This window comes from Leptospira ainlahdjerensis, assembly GCF_016919175.1.
Classification (GTDB): Bacteria; Spirochaetota; Leptospiria; order Leptospirales; family Leptospiraceae; genus Leptospira; species Leptospira ainlahdjerensis.
In genome coordinates this window covers 1-20,144 of record NZ_JAFFPU010000033.1, presented here as the reverse complement: position 1 = coordinate 20,144, position 20,144 = coordinate 1, and the positions used below count along the sequence as shown (strand labels likewise).

The window sequence follows — 20,144 nt, the reverse complement described above, 5'->3', positions numbered from 1 at the left end:
CAAGATTCTTGAAAAACAACTCGAGATGGACATCATCCCCCGAGGGAACGGTTTTCAGATCGAAGGAGAATCCGCTAAGGTCGACTTCGCTCTCGATTTTTTTAAAAAACTCGAAGCAAACTACCGCGAACGTCCGGACCGGGACTTCACTGATTCATTCGACTTTGCTTATATTCTAAAAGACGCAGGTAAGGAACTCCGCAAAAAAAAGGTATGGGAGACCGATACCGATCGGACCATGCCTTGGAAACCTTCCGAAAAAATTCTCACCACATATCGTGGAAAACATATCTTTCCGAGAACAAGAAATCAGGAAAACTATTTCCGTTCCTTTCAGGACAATCTGATCACGTTCGCGCTCGGTCCTGCGGGAACCGGGAAAACGTTTTTGTCCGTGGCAACCGCCTGTAGATTCTTACAAGCTGGTACGATCGATAAAATCATTCTCACAAGACCCGCGGTCGAAGCGGGAGAGAATCTCGGATTCTTACCAGGCGATCTCAATCAGAAAGTCGATCCTTATCTTCGTCCCGTCTATGACGCCTTAAACGAATGTATCGGCGCGGAAAAAACGCAAGAATACATTTCTCTTACAAAGATCGAAATCGCTCCCGTCGCTTTTATGCGTGGAAGAACTCTTTCCAATGCGTTTATCATTTTGGACGAAGCGCAGAACTGTACGCTCGCACAGCTCAAGATGATTATGACCCGTTTGGGACGCAATTCGCGCATGTGTATTTCCGGGGATTCAACTCAGATCGACTTGGATCATGGTCGTTCAGGACTCGAAAAAGTAGTGACTTTATTTAAAAACACGGATCAGATTGGAATGGTGTTTTTCGGGAAAGAAGATATTACCAGACACCCACTCGTGGAAGTAATCGTTCGCAAGTTCGAGGAGTTGTAATCGTATGCCCAGTCCGGGAGAACAAATCGAGTCCGCTATGGCTTGGATTACGGATACCTTAACCCGAGTCCGTCCGATTCTTTTTGTTCGAAGACTTCAAGTCGTTTTAGTCGTCATCACCTTGTTTATGGTGACTTGGATGCTCGCAATTCCTTTCTTTGGTCAGGACAAGATGGATCTTTCTCCGGACGGTCTTTATTCGGAAGGAAAAACCGCTCCGGAAAAAATCGTTTCCGCAAAAGATATCGTCTATGAAGACGAAGACAAGACCAAGGCCAAAAAACTCACAGCTTATCAGTCCGCTCCTTTTGTTTTTGATCGAGACTATATCGCGCTTCAGGATTTTATCAACAAAGCCATCCAAGAAGATATGGAGAATTTCCGTTCCTTTAAGCCGAGTGTGGAAGGAAAAGCCTATCCCGAACTTCTAAACGTAATTCCAAGATGGAAGAATCGTTCTAAAGAAGAAATCGAACTTCTTTACAAAACTCCTGGAAAAGGGAAACTCAAAGACCTTGTACAACAGTATTCTAATTTAGTATTTTCTTCTTTTTGCATATTGAGGGACCTGCCTCCGGATTACGCGACTTTGAAATCTTCCGGCGCAAGGGTTCGAAATCAAGGGATCAAAGAACAGATCTCGAATTTGGAAGGCGCTTATATCATTCCAAGATCGTATTTGTATCGGGATCCGGAGACCGTAAACATTCTGACTCGGATGGCTCAGGAAAAACTTTCTCGTATGGATCCTGCAGTCCTTCCAGTCGTTCAGAAAATATCCCTGAGTTATATCTATTCCAATCCTTCTTGTTCGTATAACGAAGAAGAGACGCTCGCACTCAAAAAATTCGCATCCGATCGTGCGGAACCCGTCAATTCCAGGATTCTCGCGGGGGACGTGATAGTGAAATCCGGGGAGATCATCACTCCGGAAATATTCAAAAAACTGCAAATTGTAAATACATACGCGACAAGAGCGAACATTGCTTCGATCATTTCCATTCTTCTGATTCAAACTGTCTTTGTCGTTATTATCTATATATTTCTGAAGAAATACAATCCGAAACGGCTTAACGATGTTTCAAGTAACGTGATTGTTTTTTCTCTCATCTGGTTTTTGGTTTTGAGTTGTACGATCGCTTCCAGGATCTTTTTTAACTTCGAGACGAAATACGATACGATCTTTTATTTCGCACTTTTTGTTCCGGTGGGAATGGTCTGTCTGATCATAAGTTTTATTTACGATGAACAGCTTTCGATCGCGATCGGATTCTATCTTTCCTTCTTTGTTTTTATGGCTTCGCATTACAATCCAACTTCGTTTATGCTCGGATTTGTTTCCTGCATCGTTTCCGCGAGTTACGGAAGAAACCTTAAAAAACGAATTGATTTTATCAAGGCTGGTTTATACATCGCGGGAGTTCAGATCATCATCGCTTCAAGCGGTTATCTTTTTGATTCCAGAAATTATTGGGTTGCGATCCCGAGCGGCTCTTGGCTCAAAGATTTGGTTGAATCCAATATTTTCAAATTATACGTTCTTTGTTTGATCAACGGGTTTGCCTGTTCGACTGCGGCTCAGTTTTTACTTCCGATCTACGAATATCTTTTCAACATACCGACCCGTTTTAAATTGTTGGAATTGGCCGATACGGGGCATCCGCTGTTGCAAGACCTTCTTACAAAAGCGCCTTCGACATATACGCATACGTTTATGGTCGCGGCCCTTTCAGAGCGCGCCTGTCAGAACCTTGGACTCGATTGGCTTCTCACAAGAGTTGGGGTTTACTTTCACGATATCGGCAAGATTCCGAACGCGGGATTTTTTGTGGAGAATCAGCACTTGATTCCCAAAAAAGAGAACATCGATAAAAACAATCCGGCGCTCGCCGCGAAGATCGTCATTGATCACGTGTTAGACGGGATCGAGATGGCGAAGAAAGCGAGACTTCCGAGAGAAGTAATCGACTTTATTCCGGAGCATCACGGAACTTCTACGATGGCTTTCTTTTATCACAAAGCTCTTTCGGAACTTTCTCCCACTCAGAAGAAAAAACTCAGGAAAGAAGATTTTCAATATCCGGGCCCGAAACCTCAGAGAAAGGAAACCGCGATTGTGATGATCGCTGACTCTTTGGAAGCCGCGTCGCGTTCCTTGGAGGAGATCAATCCGGAATCCTTGGATAACTTGATCACAAAGATCATCGGCATTAAACTTTCGGAAAATCAGTTGGACGAATGCGGATTGACGCTCGGAGATCTCGAAGTGATCAAAGCTTCTTTTAAGGAAGTGCTGTTATCCAGTCTTCACTCCAGACCGAAGTATCCGAGTATGGAAGCAACAAAAGCATTGGAAAAAAAGAATCCTCTGAGCGCCTCTTCCAACGGTCTTAAGAATTCAAAAACCACGGTTTCGGGGAAAGGAAACTGACCGTCGACTTCATTTCAATTTCGAACGACTACGGAAGAATCCCTTGGTGGAATGAGGAAGAGGTCTTTCGGAATTGCAAGATTCTATTTCGAAAAGAGCTTGGAGATTCTTCCTGCGAACTGAGTCTTTTGCTCCTAAGAGATTCCGATATGAAAGAGATCAATCTTCTTCGAAGGGGAAAGGACAAAACCACCGACGTTCTTTCCTTCCCCTTGGAATTTGACGCTTCTCCTTTGAGCGCAATTCTCCAACGAAGAGAAGGGAAACCGCATTCTACCTTACCTCCGATCGCGTTAGGCGAAATTGTGATCTCGTTCGATACTCTTAAAAAACAAGCTCAAGAAATCGGACATTCCGAAAAGGACGAGTTCTATCGTTTGCTCGTTCACGGATTCTTACATCTCCTCGGTTATGATCACGAACGTGGAGAGGAAGAAGAGAATATTATGAAAGTAAAGGAAGACGAATGTCTGGAAATTCTCCAGGATCTTTAAGAAAGATGCGCGGGATCGTTCTAGAGTCCAGGGAGATTCCGGGGGGAGACGCGGTCATTCGTCTATTACCGGAAGAGGGGATTGTAGAAAATTTTCGGGTACGTGGGATTCGAAAGAGTAAAACAAGACCGATCGCTTCCGTGGAACCGGGTTCTCTCACGAGCGTGGACTATTACAACGCGAGAAATCAGCAAGAGATACATAACGTGAAAGAGATTGCGCTCCTCAATCGTTTTGACCGTGCGAAAGCCGGTTATCTTGGGATGGTTCTTGTTTCTTATCTCGTCGAGCTTGCTTCTTCTTTTACTCCGGACGGCGCGGAACATCCCGGTGAATTTCGTCTTCTTTCCGGGGCTCTGGAAGAACTGGAGGAGAACGGGCCTTCGATCTTGATTCTTCCCTTTGTAAAACTTCGCCTTCTTGTTTCCGGAGGTTTTCTTTCTAAGGAACTTCTTTGTCATTCCTGTGGAACTCCGTTACAAGAGATGACCTCCGTGGCATTGCAGACTTCTCCCTTGGAACTTATTTGCGGGAATTGCCTCCATTCGAGTGAAAACGATCTGGGTTTGGTCCAATGGATTCAAACTTTTTTGATGCTTCGTTTTCGGGATCTAAAGGAAAGAAAAATCTCTGTTGAAACAATCCTGGACCTCGACAGAATTTGCAATCGGATGCTCGAACCGATCCTTCGAAGGAAACTAAAATCGACCACCACACTCTACGAAGCTTTGGGAGAGAATCTTGGAAAATTTAATTAAGACGGTTTTGTTTCTTTTCTATTTTTCCACCCTCCTATTCCTCGTGATCCTGGATATTCGTTGGGATCAAAAAAATCCGGTTCCGATTCCCGTGCGTACGGAAAGAGAGGAAGGAGGAAAACGATCAATACTTGTTTCCATGCTGGAGAATAAAAAAATGGTATTTCAGGAACTGGAAATCAGTTGGGAAAACTCGAAAAAGAAGAATGTTTTTTACAAGAGGAAATGATCGTAAGAGATTCTTTTCAAATTATGTTTTAACAAAAAAAAATGGGGAAGGGAGCGGTTATAAAAGGAAATTTCTGTCGGAGTTCCGACAACTTGAGAGGAAAACTTTTATTGGGAAGATCTAAATTTTGTGATAAAGAAAAGTCTCTGGTTCCACTCCATCGCCGCAAAGGCGTGGCCTTACCCGTAAGTTATTTGGCTCTGAAGAAAAATCTGTCGGAACAACGACAATGCTTCCGAAAAAGTCGCGCGCCCCACCCAAATTTCGGGTGGAGGGGTGGGTGGCGGAAAAATTTCGGAGATTTTCCTATATCACAAAAACATAATTTTACAAGTAAAAAATCCAGTGTAGGAACTCCTGCAAAATCTTTTCTTGTAAAACAATTCCTGTTTCCTCACAACTTGTGGGTAAGTTTAATCCCAAAAGCGGCTGGGGTCGTTTTTACAAAAGGATTGCCGTTTCTCCGACAAACGGATTTTCAAATTTTGGCGTCCTGTTTGCAGGGGTGGTTTGCTCTTGGATCATTTTTTTTGATGGTATTGAAACGGCAACATTCACTTTTCAAGATCGACCTTTCAGGTCGTATTCAAAGATTCGTTTCGATCTCTAAAACGGCGATTACGTTCGATTCGAAGATTATAGTCTTATTACTTAACGGAACTCTCTTAAATGAAAGAAAATGAAACTCTAAAACAGATCGTTTTGAAAACTCTGGAAGAAAGTGTAAGCGAAATCACAACTTCGTTTGCGGAACTGGATCGGAGCCTTTTAAAAATAAAAATCGAATATTCCAGAGATGAAAAATTCGGAGACTATTCAACCTCATTCGCATTAGAAAATTCTAAATTATTAAAAAAGAATCCGATACAGGTTTCGCAAGACCTCGTCGCAGCGTTGCAAAAAAGAACCGACCTTTTTGAAGCTGTGGACTTTACTCCTCCGGGATTCGTCAATTTCAGAATTCTTCCTTCCTTTCTTCTAAAGTTTATCGAATCTTCCATTCTTTCCGGAAATTATTATCCGAAAGTCAACAACCCCCTAAAGATCAACTTAGAATTCGTATCCGCCAATCCGACCGGACCGTTAAACATCGTTTCGGCGAGAGCGGCCGCTATGGGGGACGCGATGGCTTCTCTTTTAAAAGCGATCGGTCATAAGGTAGATAAAGAATTCTATATCAACGACTATGGAAATCAAGTTTTCTTGCTCGGTGTTTCCACCCTCGTTCGGATTCGGGAACTCAAAGGAGAATCTTCTTCGATCCAAGAGTCGGAAGATACGACACCGATCGAATCGATTCTTGAAAGGAATATTCTTCCTTCGGAGGGTTATCGAGGAGAATACATTAAGGATATTGCAAGTTCCCTCTTGAAGGACGCGACAAAATGCCCTCAAATTGAATCTCTCCTAAAGGAAAAAAAATACAGGGAACTCGCGGAACTTTGTTCCGTCTGGACCGTAGAAAACAATCTCGTCTGGCAGAGAAAGGATTTGGACGCGTTCGGAGTTGAGTTTGACAACTACTTCAGCGAAAAAACGCTTCACGACGCAGACAAAGTTCTGACCGTGATGAAAGATTTGGAAAAGTCCGGAAAAATTTTTGAAGAAGACGGGAAGAAAGTTTTTCGTTCCACGGAATACGGAGACGATAAGGATCGTGTAGTGGTCAGAGACGACGGCCGACCGACTTACTTACTCGCGGACATCGCGTATCATAAGAATAAAATCGAAAGAGGATACGATCGAATCATCGATATCTGGGGACCTGATCACCACGGTTATATCGCAAGACTTTCCGGCGCAATTCAATCCTTAAACTATCCAAAAGAAAATTTCAAAGTGATCATCGCACAACAAGTCAATCTTCTCGAATCCGGACAAAAGGTGAAGATGAGCAAACGTGCGGGCTCCTTTCAAACCATGAGCGATCTCATCGGCTTTCTGGGTAAACACGGCAAAGACGTGGGACGTTACTTTTTTGTAATGCGTTCTCTCGACGCTCCTCTGGATTTTGATTTGGATCTTGCCAAAGATGAATCGGATAAGAATCCTGTTTTTTACCTTCAATACGCGCACGCGAGAATTTGTTCCATCTTTCGAGAAGTCGGAAACGAAACTTCCTCGGAAGAAGCTTCCAAACTCGAAATGTGGGAAGAAAGAAAAAGACTTCTTTTTTGGATCGCAAGATTTCCGGAAGAAATATTAGATTCTGCGAATGCGATGGAGCCTCATCGTGTTACGAACTATCTTCAGAGTTTTGCAAAGGCTTTTACGAGTTTTTATCTCGGTAAGAATAATCGCCTAAAAGACGCATCCCCCGAAGTCCGTTTGGGGCTAGCGAGAATCTGTCTCGCATCCAGAGAGATTCTTTTCCAAGGTCTTTCTTTAATCGGCGTTTCCGCTCCGGAAAGAATGGATAAGGAATCCTGATGTCGGAACCGAAAATCATTGTTCTTTCCACGGGTTCGGAACTAACGAGCGGAAGAAGTCAGGATACGAATTCTTCCTGGATAGCAAACGAACTTTTTGGAATCGGCTTTTCGGTTTCTAAGTTTGTAGTTCTTCCCGACGATCCAAATGTCTTAGAAGAAGAAATCGGAAACCTCGCGAAAGAGTCCACAAAAGAAAGACCGGTACTTATGGTGATGACCGGAGGACTCGGTCCGACGGAAGACGACTATACATTAGAAATTGCTTGTAAACTTGCGGGTGTGGCTTCAGTGGAAAGTTCCGTCGCGAGACAACGAATCGAAGCGTTCTATCGTTTACGGGGTAAAAATTTCGAAGAGGCGATGCAGACTTCGATTCGTCAGATCTCGGTCCCTGAAACTTCCATCATCTTAAACAACAAGGTAGGAATCGCTCCCGGATTTATTTTAAAACTAGGTGAGAATGCGACCTTGAGTTGTATGCCCGGTGTTCCGGGAGAAATGACAGAGATGTTTCGAGAAGAGTTGTCTCCTTGGATTTCGAAAACATTCTCCGCGAAGGAACTTCATTCCGGTTTTCGTTTTATCTGGTGGATGAGCGAATCTCTTTTTCAGAAAGAATTTATTTCAAAGGAAGAATCGATTACAAACGGATCCGTAGTCTGGGGTGTCGCCGCTAAGCGCGGTTATATCCGGGTTAGTTTTCAATCGGGAAATCGGAAGCTTGTGGATTCTCTCTTAGAGAAACTCGACCAAGTTTATGGAGTTAAGTCTACTCTGGATGTATTCGAAGAACTTCCTAAAATTCTCACCGAACAGAAACTCACAGTTGGCACCGCGGAAAGTTGTACGGGAGGTTTGATCGCTAAAACTTTCACGGATCGAGCCGGTTCTTCCGCGTATTTTTTCGGAGGGATTGTATCTTACGATAACAGCGTGAAAGAGGGGATTTTGGGAGTTAGAAAGGACACGTTAGATACCTTTGGAGCTGTGAGTCGTGAAACCGCAAAAGCAATGGCAGAAGGCGCCATAAAAAAGTTGAACACGGATTATACGATCAGCGTTACGGGAATTGCGGGGCCGGGAGGCGGAACCCCTCAAAAAAAAGTTGGATTGGTTTATTTCGGAATCGCTCAAAAAAGCGGTTCGACTGAAATTTACGAACACTATTTCCCGTTTCCTAGGGCTTCGTTTCGAGAATACGCCGCGCATACGGCCTTATATTTATTATACGATTTATTGAAGAGGAAAGAATGAAACTTCTACCGATCGCAGGGTTTGGCTTCTTTTTTACGATCTTATTCTTCTATGGATTCGGGAATCCATATCAAGGGGCTCTGGGAATCCAAAAGGTTTGGGCGTTTTCAAAAGCGGCGCACGCAGGGATGGAGCCCGATTCTCGTTTTCAGTGGAATCCGGAAGAAAGTCTGAACGGTTATAAATATGAAAATTCCTATTATACCATTCAAAGTTCGAGCGGAATCGCGTTAGACGACACAAGGAGAATCGAGTATCCACTGAACACAAAAGGATATTTGGAATACAAGAAGATCGGCGCCGAAGTGAATTTTTATTCACCTTCCGGAGAAATTCTTTGGACAAAGGAATACAGAAGTTATCCGAGAATTTCTCCCTCGGGAAATCTCGTTTTGCTCGTCGCCGGCGATCACAATCAGGTGATTCTTTCGGACATCAACGGGAACGAGACCGGTGCGAAAAAAATCGACGGTCGTTTTCTGACGGACTATTCCTTTGCTCCCAATTCTAAGATCAGCGGGGTTCTTTTTTCAGGCGGTGAGTTGTTTGTTCTGGATTCTAAGGGGGAAATTCTTTTTAAAAAAGAACTGGGTTCCGAAAAAAATCCGGTTTTTGCAAAGAGCTTTTCGCTTTCCCCGGACGGAAAAAAAACTGCGATTCACCTTTTGAAAACCAACAAGGATCGAATTCTTGTTTTGGATGAAAAGGGGGAAGAGGATGTTTCCTACGAACTGGATTCTATCTACCCTCATAAAATTTCCTTAGCGATTTCGAACACGGGTGAAGTATTGGTTTCCGCTCCGGATAAGTTTTCTTTTTATGATTCTTCCGGAGATAAGCGAGTAGAAATAAAGAGAACTTCCGGAGTGGGTGTCTACCAATCCGTCTTTCACAACGGGGATTGGTTTTGTGCGGAACTCAATTCGGAAATTCTATTTTTGGATGATCAAGGGAAAATTTTAAAAAAGGAAAAGATCAAGTCTTCCGATCTTCCGGGAAGATTTTTTCCTTCCGGCAAGGCCGGTTCCGTCGTTTTGGAAAGCGAGAAGGAATTATTTCTTTATAGAAATTTATAATATTCTTATATACTATTTCTTTTCTGGTTCTGACAACGTGTTTTCTTTAAAAAGGCTCGCAACGATCTTAGAGTCGGTTGCGCGATAATATTCAAAAATTCTTAACTTCAGACTTCGTAGATGGACAAAGATTTGTAACTTTTGTTTCCTTGTTTATCCAAAAGCGCTATGATCTCGGTTCTTTTGTCTTTTTCGATGTTAAAAATCAACTGATCCGAAATTTCACGACAGATATAGAGACCTCTTCCGTGAGAATCCGCGAGCCCCGGAGGAAAACCGGTCGTTTCGTCTACCGTGATATGGCGATCGAGTCTTTTTAGAATTTCTTTTTTATCCAGGGATCCGAAGTGATCCCGGATCACTATGATAAACGTATTATCCGCAATCCCGTATCCGATTTCAAAGAAGTCGGATTCAGCGAGCTGAATGTTCTCCAATGGTATCACAAGATCCCGGGAGGGAAGTTCGTACTGATACTTATAATTTCCTTTGGAATCTCTCGGAGCTCGAATCATCGCGTTAGACGTAAGCTCTTCTAAGATCTGATTGATCGCGTTTGGAGCCCCTTTTTCCACCAGAAACTTTGCAATTCGGTTACAGAGAAAATTCCTCTGTTCGTCCGAATAGATTCTTTTGTAGACGATACTTTCCGCCAGAGGCACTGAAAATTCCCTGTCTTCGGCTTCGGATTCTTGAATGATAAAATCGGGGCCGAAATATTTCTCTACTCCGAAGATGTCTTTTGTGAGAAGTTTGCTGACCATCACCGAAATCAACTTGATATCTAAAAAGGAATACTTCGGGATGATATTCCAGATTCCGTGTTTGTAAGCGAAGTTGATGTAATCGTTGATATTGTAAGCGGTCATCAAAGTATAAAGAACTTGTGGAAATTCGTTTTGGATCGTTTTGATAAGATCGAGTCCCGTCTTTCCGGGCATTCGAATGTCGGTAATCACAAGGTGGATTTCTTCGTTCTTTAGAATTCGAATGGCTTCGTCGTAATTCTCCGCGTCAAAAACACGGTATTTTCCGGTAAGAAGATCTTTGATGGCTTCTCGAATCGAATGTATGTCTTCTACGATAAGAATATTGTGCATCAGGAAGAATATCCGTTGTTCTGAGTGAAGGGCAATGATACGCGGAAACGGGTTTTTCTTTCGAAAGACCGGACCGACAATTCGCCGCCGTGTTCTCTTACGATCGAATGACAGATCGAAAGTCCGAGTCCCGTTCCGATTCCGGTCTTATTTTTCGTAAAGAACGGTGAAAAAATTTTGTCTATCAGGTTGTCCGGAATTCCACCGGCGTTGTCTTCTACGATGATGTGGACCATGTTTCTGGTCTTTCTTACTTCCACGCGGATCTTTCCTTCTCCATAGTCAAAGGCTTGGAGAGAATTCTTAAATAGGTTGATAAAGAGACGTTCCATCTTTACCGGATTGAAGTGAAACGTCGTTCCGGGTTCGCAGAGAATTTCCCAGGTGATGTTCTTCGATAAAACCGGATAGACCCAAACCACGTTTTCCTTTGCTTTTTGGATCGTCTCGGAAATGTCCGCCGTCGTTGTCACGAGTTTATCCGGTTTTGCAAAGCTGATGATGTCGGAGACGATCATCGCCGCACGTGTGAGATCCTCTTTCATCATATCCAGACGTTTTTTGAAAAATTCGGGATCGATGGACGTGAGGTTGTTCAGGAGACTTTGCAAAGTTAAACTCATCCCCGTGAGAGGGTTGTTGAGTTCGTGCGCGACTCCGGAGATAAAAATCCCCAAAGAAGCGAGGTTTCGAATTCTAAGATTCTCCTCTTCCTTTTCCTTGATCCTTGTGATGTTGCTTACCTTTTCCAAAACGGATCCGATGATTCCGTCTTTTTCGATCGGATAAAAATCCAAATACAAGGTTTCTTTTTGTCCCCGCACCGAATGAAATATCTCACGGTTGACATCGGCTTTCGGGTATTCAAAGTATTGGTTAAAGTTTTCTTCGCCCGTTTTCATGTCTTTCATCGGGCAATAAGGACAGACGTCGTTTCGATTGTAGAGAACCTCGAAGCATTTTTTCCCTATAATGGAGGAAAACGAAGATTGACCGGAAAATTCGAGCGTGGATCGGTTGACCCTCCGAATACGAAAACCCGGATCGATCAATACCAACGGCTCGGTAATCCCATCCAAAATGGACTGAAGTTCACCGGCTCTTTCTAAGAGATTTTCCTGCAACGAGGACATGAAGATTCAATATTGTAGAGAATCTTTAAAAGTTTGCAGTAACTTTTTTTTATTTTTTGCGGATTCTTGATTCTGCATTTCATGAAGCCTCAAGACCTGTACGAGAAAGTCTTCTAAAAGTTTTACATAAAATTCCTGTTTAAACGCGGATCGTTCTCGGTTGTTTCCTTCATCCGGTAGGAACTGGATCGGGTAACGCATCTCCTTGCCGTTTCGATTGGTTTCTACAAGAATGTCGTCCAAGTTTTGATCCAGAGGAGTTTCGTCCACGAGACGTATTACGGTTACATCGGAGCCGTCCGCGTTCTCCGCTCTTACTTCAGTGATAACCCGGGATAGAGTGGTTCCCGTAAATTCCAGAAGGATCGATTTACTTTCGGCTCTTTCGATTCCACTTTTTCCTTCGGAGATGGAATGTTTAGTGACTTTGATTCCTTTTCGATTCGGAAAGTTTCCTAAAAAAGAAATGTAAGTTCCGTTTGGAACGGAGTCGATTCTTTCCAATTTGATAAGTTCTCTCGCGACTCCGAGGTCTTCGTAGATTCTTAAAATTCTTCGATTGAGAATCGTCGCAGTCGCGGATGAATTCGTTTTGTGATCGTCCGCTTCTTTTCCTTCTGAAAATAGAGAGAACGCTACAAAGAATAAAAGAAGGAAAAGGAAGAATCGAGAGGAAAGAATTTGGATCAGAGAAGAATGAACTTTCGTTCCGGATTCTTCTCTCATTGGATCCTGTCTGAAATTAAGGAGTGGTTGCAGGCACTGAAGGGGCCGCGTTGGGTGTTGGAGTCGTAGTCGGTGTGTTGTTTTCACTTTTGGTCTCCTCGGGAGGTGCGGTCAGAGTGGGTGCGGTTTCCGGCATCAGCTTGTCTTCTTTTTTCGCAAAGAGAAAGGAAAGAAAAAGTGAAAGGATGATAAAAAGAATCGCTGTAACTCGGGTCGCTTTGGTAAGAACGTCCGCTGTGGAAGAACCGAAAACGGATTGGCTCGAGCCTCCGCCTAAAAGTCCTCCGCCCTTGCCGGTTTGAATCATCACGAGCAAAACCAGAAAGAGAGAAACCACAACAAATAGTGTAAGAATGACTCCGTTTAACATATCAGTTCCTGAAAAAAAATTGAATCCTTTGCCAGATTACGAAGCCGCAGAGGGGTGACAATTAAAATACTCTCCTCTGATCGCTTCTCAGTTCGGTTTCAGCCGATCTTAGAAAAGTCCCGCGTAAGAATCGATCTTCTGGCTGGCCCCGCCGACAAGCCCTCCGTCGATATCCTTTTCCTTTAAGAGCGCGCTGACATTGTCCGGTTTTACCGAACCGCCGTAAAGAATCGAAAGGGATTCTGCTACTCCAGAAGCCCCTACAAAAAGTCCCGCGACTTCTTTGCGGATAAAAGCGTGAACTTCCTGAGCTTGGGCCGGGGTTGCCACTTTTCCGGTTCCAATTGCCCAAACGGGCTCGTAGGCAAGAATTAGGTTTGAGAAAGAATTGCTCTCGATTCCTTTGAGTCCTTCTTTTACTTGAGAGGCGATGACTTCAAAGGTCTTTCCCGATTCTCTTTCGGACAGGGTTTCCCCGACGCAATAAAGGGCCGTAAATCCGTTCTTTAAAAGAAAATGAATCTTTTCGTTACAGAAGGAACTGGATTCTCCTAAGAATTGTCTTCTCTCGGAATGTCCGATCATCACGACCTTGACTCCGATTTCCCGGAGTTGTTCCGGTGAAGTTTCACCCGTAAATGCCGCGAGTCCGGAAGGATAGCAGTTTTGTGCGCCTACGACGACTCCGGTTCCTTCCAGAATTCTTGCCACGCTCGCTAAGTGAAGTGTGGAAGGGAATACCATCGGGATTCTATCCTTTGCGATGGTTGGAATTTTTTCCTTAATCGATTGTGCCAAGGAAATGGCTTCCTTTTCGGAAAGATTCATTTTCCAATTTCCGGCGATCACTGTCTTGCGCATGGTTTCCTCATTGATGATGATTTCGTGAAAGATGGGAAGAGTTTGTAGGAAAGCCTGTTGGCTTCAAGGACTTTTTGGGAGAATGGAAAACGTCGGGTGGTTGCTTACGACCGATCCCGACTTGATCTGAGTTTATTCCTCGGCTTTTTTCTTTAAGGCTTCGACGCCTGGAAGTTTTCTTCCTTCCATAAATTCGAGAGAAGCTCCGCCACCGGTCGAGATATGAGTGATCTTATCTGCGACTCCGGCCTTGTTGATCGCCGCGATGGAATCTCCTCCACCCACGACGGTCTTCGCTTTGGATTTCGCGATGGCTTTGGCAAGAGCCATTGTGCCGCCCGCAAATTTATCCATTTCAAAAACTCCCATCGGACCGTTCCAGAAAATCGTTCCCGCGTTTTTGATGATCTTCTCGTAGTTGGAGACGGTTTTAGAACCGATGTCCATTCCCATCCAACCTTCTAAGATTCCCATCTTATCCACGGACTTTGTCTTCGCTTTGTCGCTGAACGAATCCGCAATGATATGATCGACTGGAAGTTGTAGATCGACTCCGGCTACTCCGGCTTTTTCGATCAACTGAAACGCTTGCACTTCGAATTCTTTTTCCACGAGAGAGTTTCCCACAGGAACCGCTCTGGATTTTAAGAATGTGTAAGCCATTCCTCCTCCAATGAGAAGGTGATTCACCTTGTCAAAAAGATTGGTGAGAACCTTGATCTTGGAAGAAACCTTCGATCCGCCGATGATCGCCACAAAAGGACGAGCCGGTCTGGAAAGAAGCGCCGAAAGTTCTACGATTTCTTTGTGCATCAAAAGTCCCGCATAAGCAGGAAGAAGATGTGCGATTCCTTCCGTAGAAGCGTGAGCCCTGTGAGCTGCTCCGAAGGCGTCGTTCACATACACGTCCGCGAGAGCCGCGAGTTTTTTGGAAAAACCCGGTTCGTTCTCTTCTTCTTCTTTGTGAAAACGGACGTTTTCGATTACGAGGATTTCCCCGTCTTTCAACTCTTTGGACAATTGAACGACGTCGTCTCCGATCACGTTCTTGGAAAAAAGAACCTTCGCTTTGGTGAGTTCTTGAAAAGCTTCCACGACGGGAGTCATGGAGAATTCAGGATTCACTTGTCCTTTGGGTCTTCCTAAATGACTCGCGATGATAACACGGGCTCCTTTTTTGAGGAGGAGCTCGATGGTCGGGAGCGTTTTTTCAATTCTGGTTTTGTCTGTGACTTTTCCGTTCTCAATCGGAACGTTGAAGTCCACTCGTAGGAAAACACGTTTTCCTGCGAGATCGACGTTTTCGAGTCTAGGCAATTCCATGAATCAACCTTTCTTCGCCATATAACGAATGAGATCGAGAACTCGGTTCGCGTATCCCATCTCGTTGTCATACCAAGAAACCAATTTGAAGAATCTAGAATTCAATTCGATACAAGCGTCCATGTCGAAGATGGAAGAAAGTGTGGAGCTTACAAAGTCGTTGGAAACTACCATGTCTTCCGTATAACCGAGAATTCCTTTCATCGGACCTTCGGAAGCCGCTTTCATTTTTGCGGAAATTTCCTTGAGAGAAGTTTCTTTTGTGGTTCTTACGGTTAAATCCACGACAGAAACGTCCGGAGTCGGAACTCGGAAAGACATTCCAGTGAGTTTTCCGTTCACTTCCGGAATACAAAGTCCGACGGCCTTTGCTGCTCCTGTGGAAGCTGGAATGATGTTTTGCATCGCTCCTCTTCCTCCGCGAAAGTCCTTTTTCGAAGGTCCGTCCACGGTAGGTTGTGTCGCGGTGGTCGCGTGAATCGTGGTCATCAGACCTTCTTCGATCCCGAAATTATCAAGAACCACCTTTGTGATCGGAGCAAGGCAGTTTGTAGTGCAAGACGCGTTAGACACGATGTGATCGGTGGAAGCGTTGTATTTGTCGTTGTTTACACCCATGACGAAAGTAGGGATGTCCTTGTCTTTTGCGGGAGCGGAGATTACGACTTTTTTAGCTCCGGCTTTGAGATGTTTTTCAGATCCGACTCTGTCCGTAAAAAGTCCCGTTGATTCGATTACAAAATCCACTTTCAGATCTTTCCACGGAAGTTTTTCGGGATCTCTTTCCGAAACACAGAGGATTTTTTTTCCGTCCACGATGAGTTCTTTTTCGGTATGTTCTACGGTTCCTTGAAATCTTCCGTGAGTGGAATCGTATTTGAGTAGGTAGGCCAGGTTATCAGGAGTAACTAAATCATTGATTGCGACAAATTCCAGATTGGGGTCTTTGATTCCTGCACGGAAAGCGAGTCTTCCGATTCTTCCAAATCCGTTGATGGCTATTCTTGTCATTTTCTTCCCTTTGTTGTTTAGATTTATTCAAGATCTTTTAGTCTTCAGCGAACGCCGAAAACGTGAATTTTTAAGATTTGATTACAGTATTTTCCCGGAACATTCTCTTGAAAATCCGTTTTTTCAGGCGAAAATGAGGGGATTTTTAAAAATGAGAGTTTAGGATTTCCTGAAGCATCGTTTCGGTAAGCGGTTTGGTTTTGAAATCGGAAAGAATTCCGAATTCCTTCGCCTTGGCCCGATCGTCCGGGTTGTCCGAGGTAGTGAGCATAACGACTACCATCTTTCCCTGGAGTTCTTCCGGAAGAAGATCGTATTCCTTTAGGAATTCCCAGCCGTTCATTCCGGGCATATTGATATCTAAAAAAATCAGATCGGGACGAGGATCGGAGCTTGTCGACCTTCCTCGGAGATAATCCAGGGCGGATTCTCCCGATTGTTTCGCGACCACTTGGTCCGCAAAGTTTCCCTTTCGAATGACCCGCTCGTGAAAGTAGTTATCCGAATTGTTATCGTCGATGAGAAGGATACAACTGACTTTTTTGTTCATATTCTTAAATTTGGAATCGTAAAATAAAAAGTGCTCCCGAGATTCGGAGTCGATTCGATCCAGATCGTTCCCCCGTGCAATTCCACGATTTTTTTGCAATTGGCAAGGCCGATCCCGTGACCCTCGTACTCGGAATCACGATGGAGTCTTTGAAATATAAAGAATATACGATCAAAGTATTTGGAGTCGATCCCGATTCCGTTGTCTTGGATCGAAAATTGCCAGAGTTCTCCCTCTTGAAAGGCTCGAATCCGAATTTCAGGGGTGGTATTCTTTTTTGCAAACTTGATCGCGTTTGCGATCAGATTCTGAAGAAGTTGTCTGAATTCTACTTCGTAAACTCTGAGAGAGGGAAGTCTGTCCTTTACGATTTTGGTTCCGGTTTGGAGGATTAAACTTTCCAGATCCGATCTGACTTCTTCGAACAATAGGTTGCAGTCTACTTCGATGAGTTTTCTATCCCGTCCGATTCTGGAATACATCAAAAGCGCTCTTACAAGCGCGCTCATCCTTTTTGTGGCGAAGTCGATTGTCTTGAGATGATCGTGAGCTGTGGCGTCTAACGTTTTAGCGTAGTCCTCCTGGAGAATTTGGATATAATTCGAAACGGTGCGGAGCGGTTCCTGTAAATCGTGGGAAGCGAGATAGGCGAATTGTTCCAATTCTTTGTTTTTTACTTCGAGTTCGTTCTTTCGAATGAGAGTCATTTCCTGAATCTTACGTTCAGTGATGTCGATGATCGAGGCAAGAACCATCAGTCCTTCATCCGTATCGATCGGATTGAGTCCGATCTCTACTTGGATCTCCGTTCCGTCCTTTCTCAAAGCAAAAAGTTCTCTTCCCACACCCATAGAACGAACCGAAGGTTCCGAGAAAAACCGCTTTCGATGATCGGGGTGTTCGGCACGAAAACGTTCGGGGAGAAGAATTTCGAGTTTTTGTCCGATCAATTCCTGTCTTTGAGAACCGAAAAGTTTCTCCGCTTGTTCGTTGACCAAGGAGATTTTACCTTCCTGATTTACGAGAACCATCGCGTTCGGCGCCGATTCGACGACGAGTCGAAATCGTTGTTCCGCTTTTTTGCGTTCCGTGATGTCGATGATCGAGGCAAGGACCAAGGTTCCGTCCGCCGTAGCGACAGGATTGAGTCCGATTTCGATCGGGAATTCGGTTCCATTCTTTTTTAAACCGAAGAGATCTCTTCCAGCCCCCATTGGTCGAACCTGGGGAGAATGGAAGAAGGAATTTCTGAAGTCGGGATGTCGATTCCGATAACGGTGAGGAATCAATTCTTCCACAATTTGTCCGATGAGTTCCGTTCTTTGATAACCGAAAAGTTTTTCAGTTTGCCCGTTGATAAAAACGATCTTTCCTTCCTTGTTTACGAGTAGAATCGCGTTCGGAGTCGATTCCACCATCATCTGAAATGTTAGCTCTGAGAGTTTCATCGTTTTAAGGTTGAAAAAGAATGAAGATCTTCTTATTTGATTCCGTATTTTTTTATATTAGAAAACCGAAAACGAAACACAATTTTAAAATCGAAAGGATCGTTTTTAGAAGAAAAACAAAATAGAATTTATTTCCAAAGTCAAACCTTAAAACGGAAACCAGAAATATATTCAAGAATTCTACATTAGAATTTAAGATTCTTCTGAATTTGTTTGAACGTGGACCGTAAATTTGAGTCAAACTTTGGATAAAAAAGACTTGTAAACCGAGCTTGTTCTTTTGTTTTCGCCGGAATTTCTATTTTTTTCGCTTCTTTTACAAACGAAAGTCCGCTCTTTTATCCGTTGTTTCTTTCGAAAGAAAATTCGTTTTTTTAAATGATTCTTAAAAGCTCGCCGATGCGAGGAGAGACGAAAGATCGACGGTTCGAAATCCTCGGATCCGAGAACGTCCAGAGTTTTTGGAGAACGTTTTTGAAGTAGGAAAAGAGTGGAAAAAAGAAAGGAGTTCCCACTCTTTTTTTAAAAATCCGTTAGAGGGCTTTTCCCAGAATATTTTCAATCGGGACCGGGCCGAAGTCTCTGGAATCGGAGCAGGAATCTCGGTTATCGCAGAGGATAAAGTAATCTCTGTCCTTTAGGATGAGAGGTTCCGAATTGTCCCTTCCTGAAAAACTGGAAGGAAAAGGCCCACGTTTGTCTTCAAACTGAAGCGTATAACCGGATCCGGAACCGAGATTTTCCTCAGGATTATTGTTTCTGAGAAGAACCTTGTGCTTCATTTGAACCGTTTCTCCGGGCTTTCCCGCGATTCGAGAGAAGAGAACCTTTCCCTCCTGTGTAGGATGTCTTACAAGGACCAAATCTCCGAGATAGAGTTGGGAACGATCTACAAAACGAGAAAAATAAATTCGAGTTCCGGGAGGATGACCGGGGAGCATGTCTCGATTCTCCAAAACAAAAGGAAAGATAAAGAAGAATCGAATGAGGAACGCGATTGCCGCTCCTAAAAGAAGTCCGATTCCAGCTTGTTTTAAGAGGGATTTTATTTTTTCTCTTCTTTCTTTTTCTTGATTGGAAGAACTACGGCTCATGCGTGCATTCTTTTCCCTGGAAGAATGGGGTCAAAAGAAAATCTTTTTTTTAGACTTGTTTTGAAGACTTCAGGGGAAAGTTCTGGAAAAGGAAGAAGAAAAAAAGAGAGGGATGGAAAAATGAAATCAAACTATCAAATTCTAGAATATATGGGAAAAAAACCGCAGATCCACGAATCCGTTTTTTTGGCGCCGGGTTCCCAGGTAGTCGGAGACGTTGTGATAGGAAAGAATTCTTCCATCTGGTTTCAGACTTTGGTGAGAGGAGATGTGAATTATATTCGAATCGGGGAGAATGTGAACATTCAGGATCTCACCGTGATTCATGTCGCGAGGGATGTTTATCCGGTGGAAATCGGAAACAACGTTTCGATCGGACATAGGGCGACGATTCACGGCTGTAAACTGAAAGACAATTCATTTGTAGGGATGTGTGCAACGTTGATGGACGACGTGGAGGTCGGTGAATTCGCTTTTATCGGTGCCGGAGCTCTTGTGACTCCCGGGAAAAAAATTCCTCCGGGGGTTCTCGTGATGGGTGCTCCCGGAAAGATCATCCGAGATATAACGGAAAAAGAAAAAGAGATCATCACGAGGACTACGGGAAATTATATCAAATACAAAGAGAACTATCTTCAAGATCCGTTTTATTCAAGAGTTTAAGAAAAAGAGAATAAGAAAAAAGGATGCGAAATGTTTAAGAGTGAAGGTACTTTTCTGAAAGAATTTGTCGTACCTCCTACACTCTTCCGTGAAAGGCGTGGGCCCCACCCTGATTGGGTGGAGGAGGCGGGTTCGCGGGAAAAAATCGAGCGTCTTCCCTCTATCACGGAATTTCCCTTTTTTCAAGAAGAATCTTCCACCTCGACTTTTGTCGTACCTCCTACACTCTTCCGTGAAAGGCGTGGGCCCCACCCTGATTGGGTGGAGGAGGCGGGTTCGCGGGA

At 43.8% G+C, this 20,144-nt stretch carries 20 protein-coding genes; 10 read left to right on the top strand and 10 right to left on the bottom strand.

The genetic code is table 11. From position 1 onward, the window contains the following. The first annotated feature begins 25 nt into the window (after positions 1-25). The 8 genes from JWG45_RS08825 (at position 26) to JWG45_RS08790 (ending at position 9,581) form a co-directional block, all read left to right on the top strand. The gene (locus tag JWG45_RS08825; RefSeq protein ID WP_205279521.1) at positions 26-907 is read left to right on the top strand and encodes a PhoH family protein; all 882 of its coding nucleotides are present in this window, start codon (positions 26-28) and stop codon (positions 905-907) included. 4 nt (positions 908-911) lie between these two features. Further along, complete coding sequence (locus JWG45_RS08820; protein ID WP_205279397.1) at positions 912-3,338, top strand: HD family phosphohydrolase; 2,427 nt, start codon at positions 912-914, stop codon at positions 3,336-3,338. Positions 3,339-3,418: 80 nt separating this feature from the next. Then, entirely contained in the window at positions 3,419-3,832 is a 414-nt protein-coding gene (ybeY, locus tag JWG45_RS08815) for an rRNA maturation RNase YbeY (protein ID WP_332476438.1), read from the top strand. Beyond that, on the top strand, positions 3,805-4,590 hold the full coding sequence (recO, locus tag JWG45_RS08810) for a DNA repair protein RecO (protein WP_205279396.1): 786 nt from the start codon (positions 3,805-3,807) through the stop codon (positions 4,588-4,590). The genes ybeY and recO overlap by 28 nt, the downstream gene beginning before the upstream one ends. Further along, entirely contained in the window at positions 4,574-4,819 is a 246-nt protein-coding gene (locus JWG45_RS08805) for a hypothetical protein (RefSeq protein ID WP_205279395.1), read from the top strand. The genes recO and JWG45_RS08805 overlap by 17 nt, the downstream gene beginning before the upstream one ends. 669 nt (positions 4,820-5,488) lie before the next feature. Beyond that, positions 5,489-7,249, top strand: coding sequence for an arginine--tRNA ligase (gene argS, locus JWG45_RS08800; RefSeq protein ID WP_205279394.1), 1,761 nt, complete (start codon positions 5,489-5,491; stop codon positions 7,247-7,249). Next, positions 7,249-8,505 carry a nicotinamide-nucleotide amidohydrolase family protein gene (locus JWG45_RS08795; protein ID WP_205279393.1) on the top strand — a complete coding sequence of 419 codons (1,257 nt, stop codon included), beginning with the start codon at positions 7,249-7,251 and terminating at the stop codon, positions 8,503-8,505. The genes argS and JWG45_RS08795 overlap by 1 nt, the downstream gene beginning before the upstream one ends. Then, the gene (locus JWG45_RS08790) at positions 8,502-9,581 is read left to right on the top strand and encodes a hypothetical protein (protein WP_205279392.1); all 1,080 of its coding nucleotides are present in this window, start codon (positions 8,502-8,504) and stop codon (positions 9,579-9,581) included. Before JWG45_RS08795 ends, JWG45_RS08790 begins: the two co-directional genes overlap by 4 nt. Before the next feature lie 107 nt (positions 9,582-9,688). Here the strand turns inward: JWG45_RS08790 and JWG45_RS08785 are convergent, their stop codons facing one another. The 10 genes from JWG45_RS08785 to lepB all read right to left on the bottom strand — a co-directional run bounded on the left by JWG45_RS08785 (position 9,689) and on the right by lepB (position 19,197). Further along, positions 9,689-10,681, bottom strand: a complete 993-nt coding sequence (locus JWG45_RS08785) for a response regulator transcription factor (RefSeq protein WP_205279391.1) — start codon at positions 10,679-10,681, stop codon at positions 9,689-9,691. Beyond that, positions 10,681-11,814, bottom strand: a complete 1,134-nt coding sequence (locus tag JWG45_RS08780; RefSeq protein WP_205279390.1) for an LIC_12097 family sensor histidine kinase — start codon at positions 11,812-11,814, stop codon at positions 10,681-10,683. Before JWG45_RS08780 ends, JWG45_RS08785 begins: the two co-directional genes overlap by 1 nt. Before the next feature lie 6 nt (positions 11,815-11,820). Continuing rightward, complete coding sequence (gene lenA / locus JWG45_RS08775; RefSeq protein WP_232380598.1) at positions 11,821-12,540, bottom strand: endostatin-like outer membrane lipoprotein LenA; 720 nt, start codon at positions 12,538-12,540, stop codon at positions 11,821-11,823. Positions 12,541-12,556: 16 nt separating this feature from the next. Beyond that, positions 12,557-12,910 (bottom strand): preprotein translocase subunit SecG, encoded by a 354-nt coding sequence (secG, locus tag JWG45_RS08770; RefSeq protein ID WP_205279389.1) that lies wholly within the window; start codon positions 12,908-12,910, stop codon positions 12,557-12,559. Between the two features lie 108 nt (positions 12,911-13,018). After that, a complete protein-coding gene (tpiA, locus tag JWG45_RS08765) occupies positions 13,019-13,771 on the bottom strand; it encodes a triose-phosphate isomerase (RefSeq protein WP_205279388.1) in 753 nt (250 codons plus the stop codon). 132 nt (positions 13,772-13,903) lie between these two features. After that, on the bottom strand, positions 13,904-15,094 hold the full coding sequence (locus JWG45_RS08760) for a phosphoglycerate kinase (protein ID WP_205279387.1): 1,191 nt from the start codon (positions 15,092-15,094) through the stop codon (positions 13,904-13,906). A 3-nt stretch (positions 15,095-15,097) separates the two neighbouring features. Beyond that, positions 15,098-16,105 carry a type I glyceraldehyde-3-phosphate dehydrogenase gene (gene gap, locus JWG45_RS08755; protein WP_205279386.1) on the bottom strand — a complete coding sequence of 336 codons (1,008 nt, stop codon included), beginning with the start codon at positions 16,103-16,105 and terminating at the stop codon, positions 15,098-15,100. 145 nt (positions 16,106-16,250) lie between these two features. Continuing rightward, complete coding sequence (locus JWG45_RS08750) at positions 16,251-16,655, bottom strand: response regulator (protein ID WP_205279385.1); 405 nt, start codon at positions 16,653-16,655, stop codon at positions 16,251-16,253. Next, complete coding sequence (locus JWG45_RS08745; RefSeq protein ID WP_205279384.1) at positions 16,652-18,103, bottom strand: PAS domain-containing sensor histidine kinase; 1,452 nt, start codon at positions 18,101-18,103, stop codon at positions 16,652-16,654. The genes JWG45_RS08750 and JWG45_RS08745 overlap by 4 nt, the downstream gene beginning before the upstream one ends. Before the next feature lie 533 nt (positions 18,104-18,636). Continuing rightward, a complete protein-coding gene (gene lepB / locus JWG45_RS08740) occupies positions 18,637-19,197 on the bottom strand; it encodes a signal peptidase I (protein WP_205279383.1) in 561 nt (186 codons plus the stop codon). A gap of 120 nt (positions 19,198-19,317) precedes the next feature. On the opposite strand from lepB, the gene JWG45_RS08735 reads away from it, so the two are divergent. Both JWG45_RS08735 and JWG45_RS08730 read left to right on the top strand, forming a co-directional pair. Next, positions 19,318-19,860, top strand: coding sequence for a gamma carbonic anhydrase family protein (locus tag JWG45_RS08735; RefSeq protein WP_205279382.1), 543 nt, complete (start codon positions 19,318-19,320; stop codon positions 19,858-19,860). Between the two features lie 30 nt (positions 19,861-19,890). After that, positions 19,891-20,144, top strand: a 254-nt coding sequence (locus JWG45_RS08730) for a hypothetical protein (RefSeq protein ID WP_205279381.1), incomplete at its 3' end; no start/stop codon positions are given.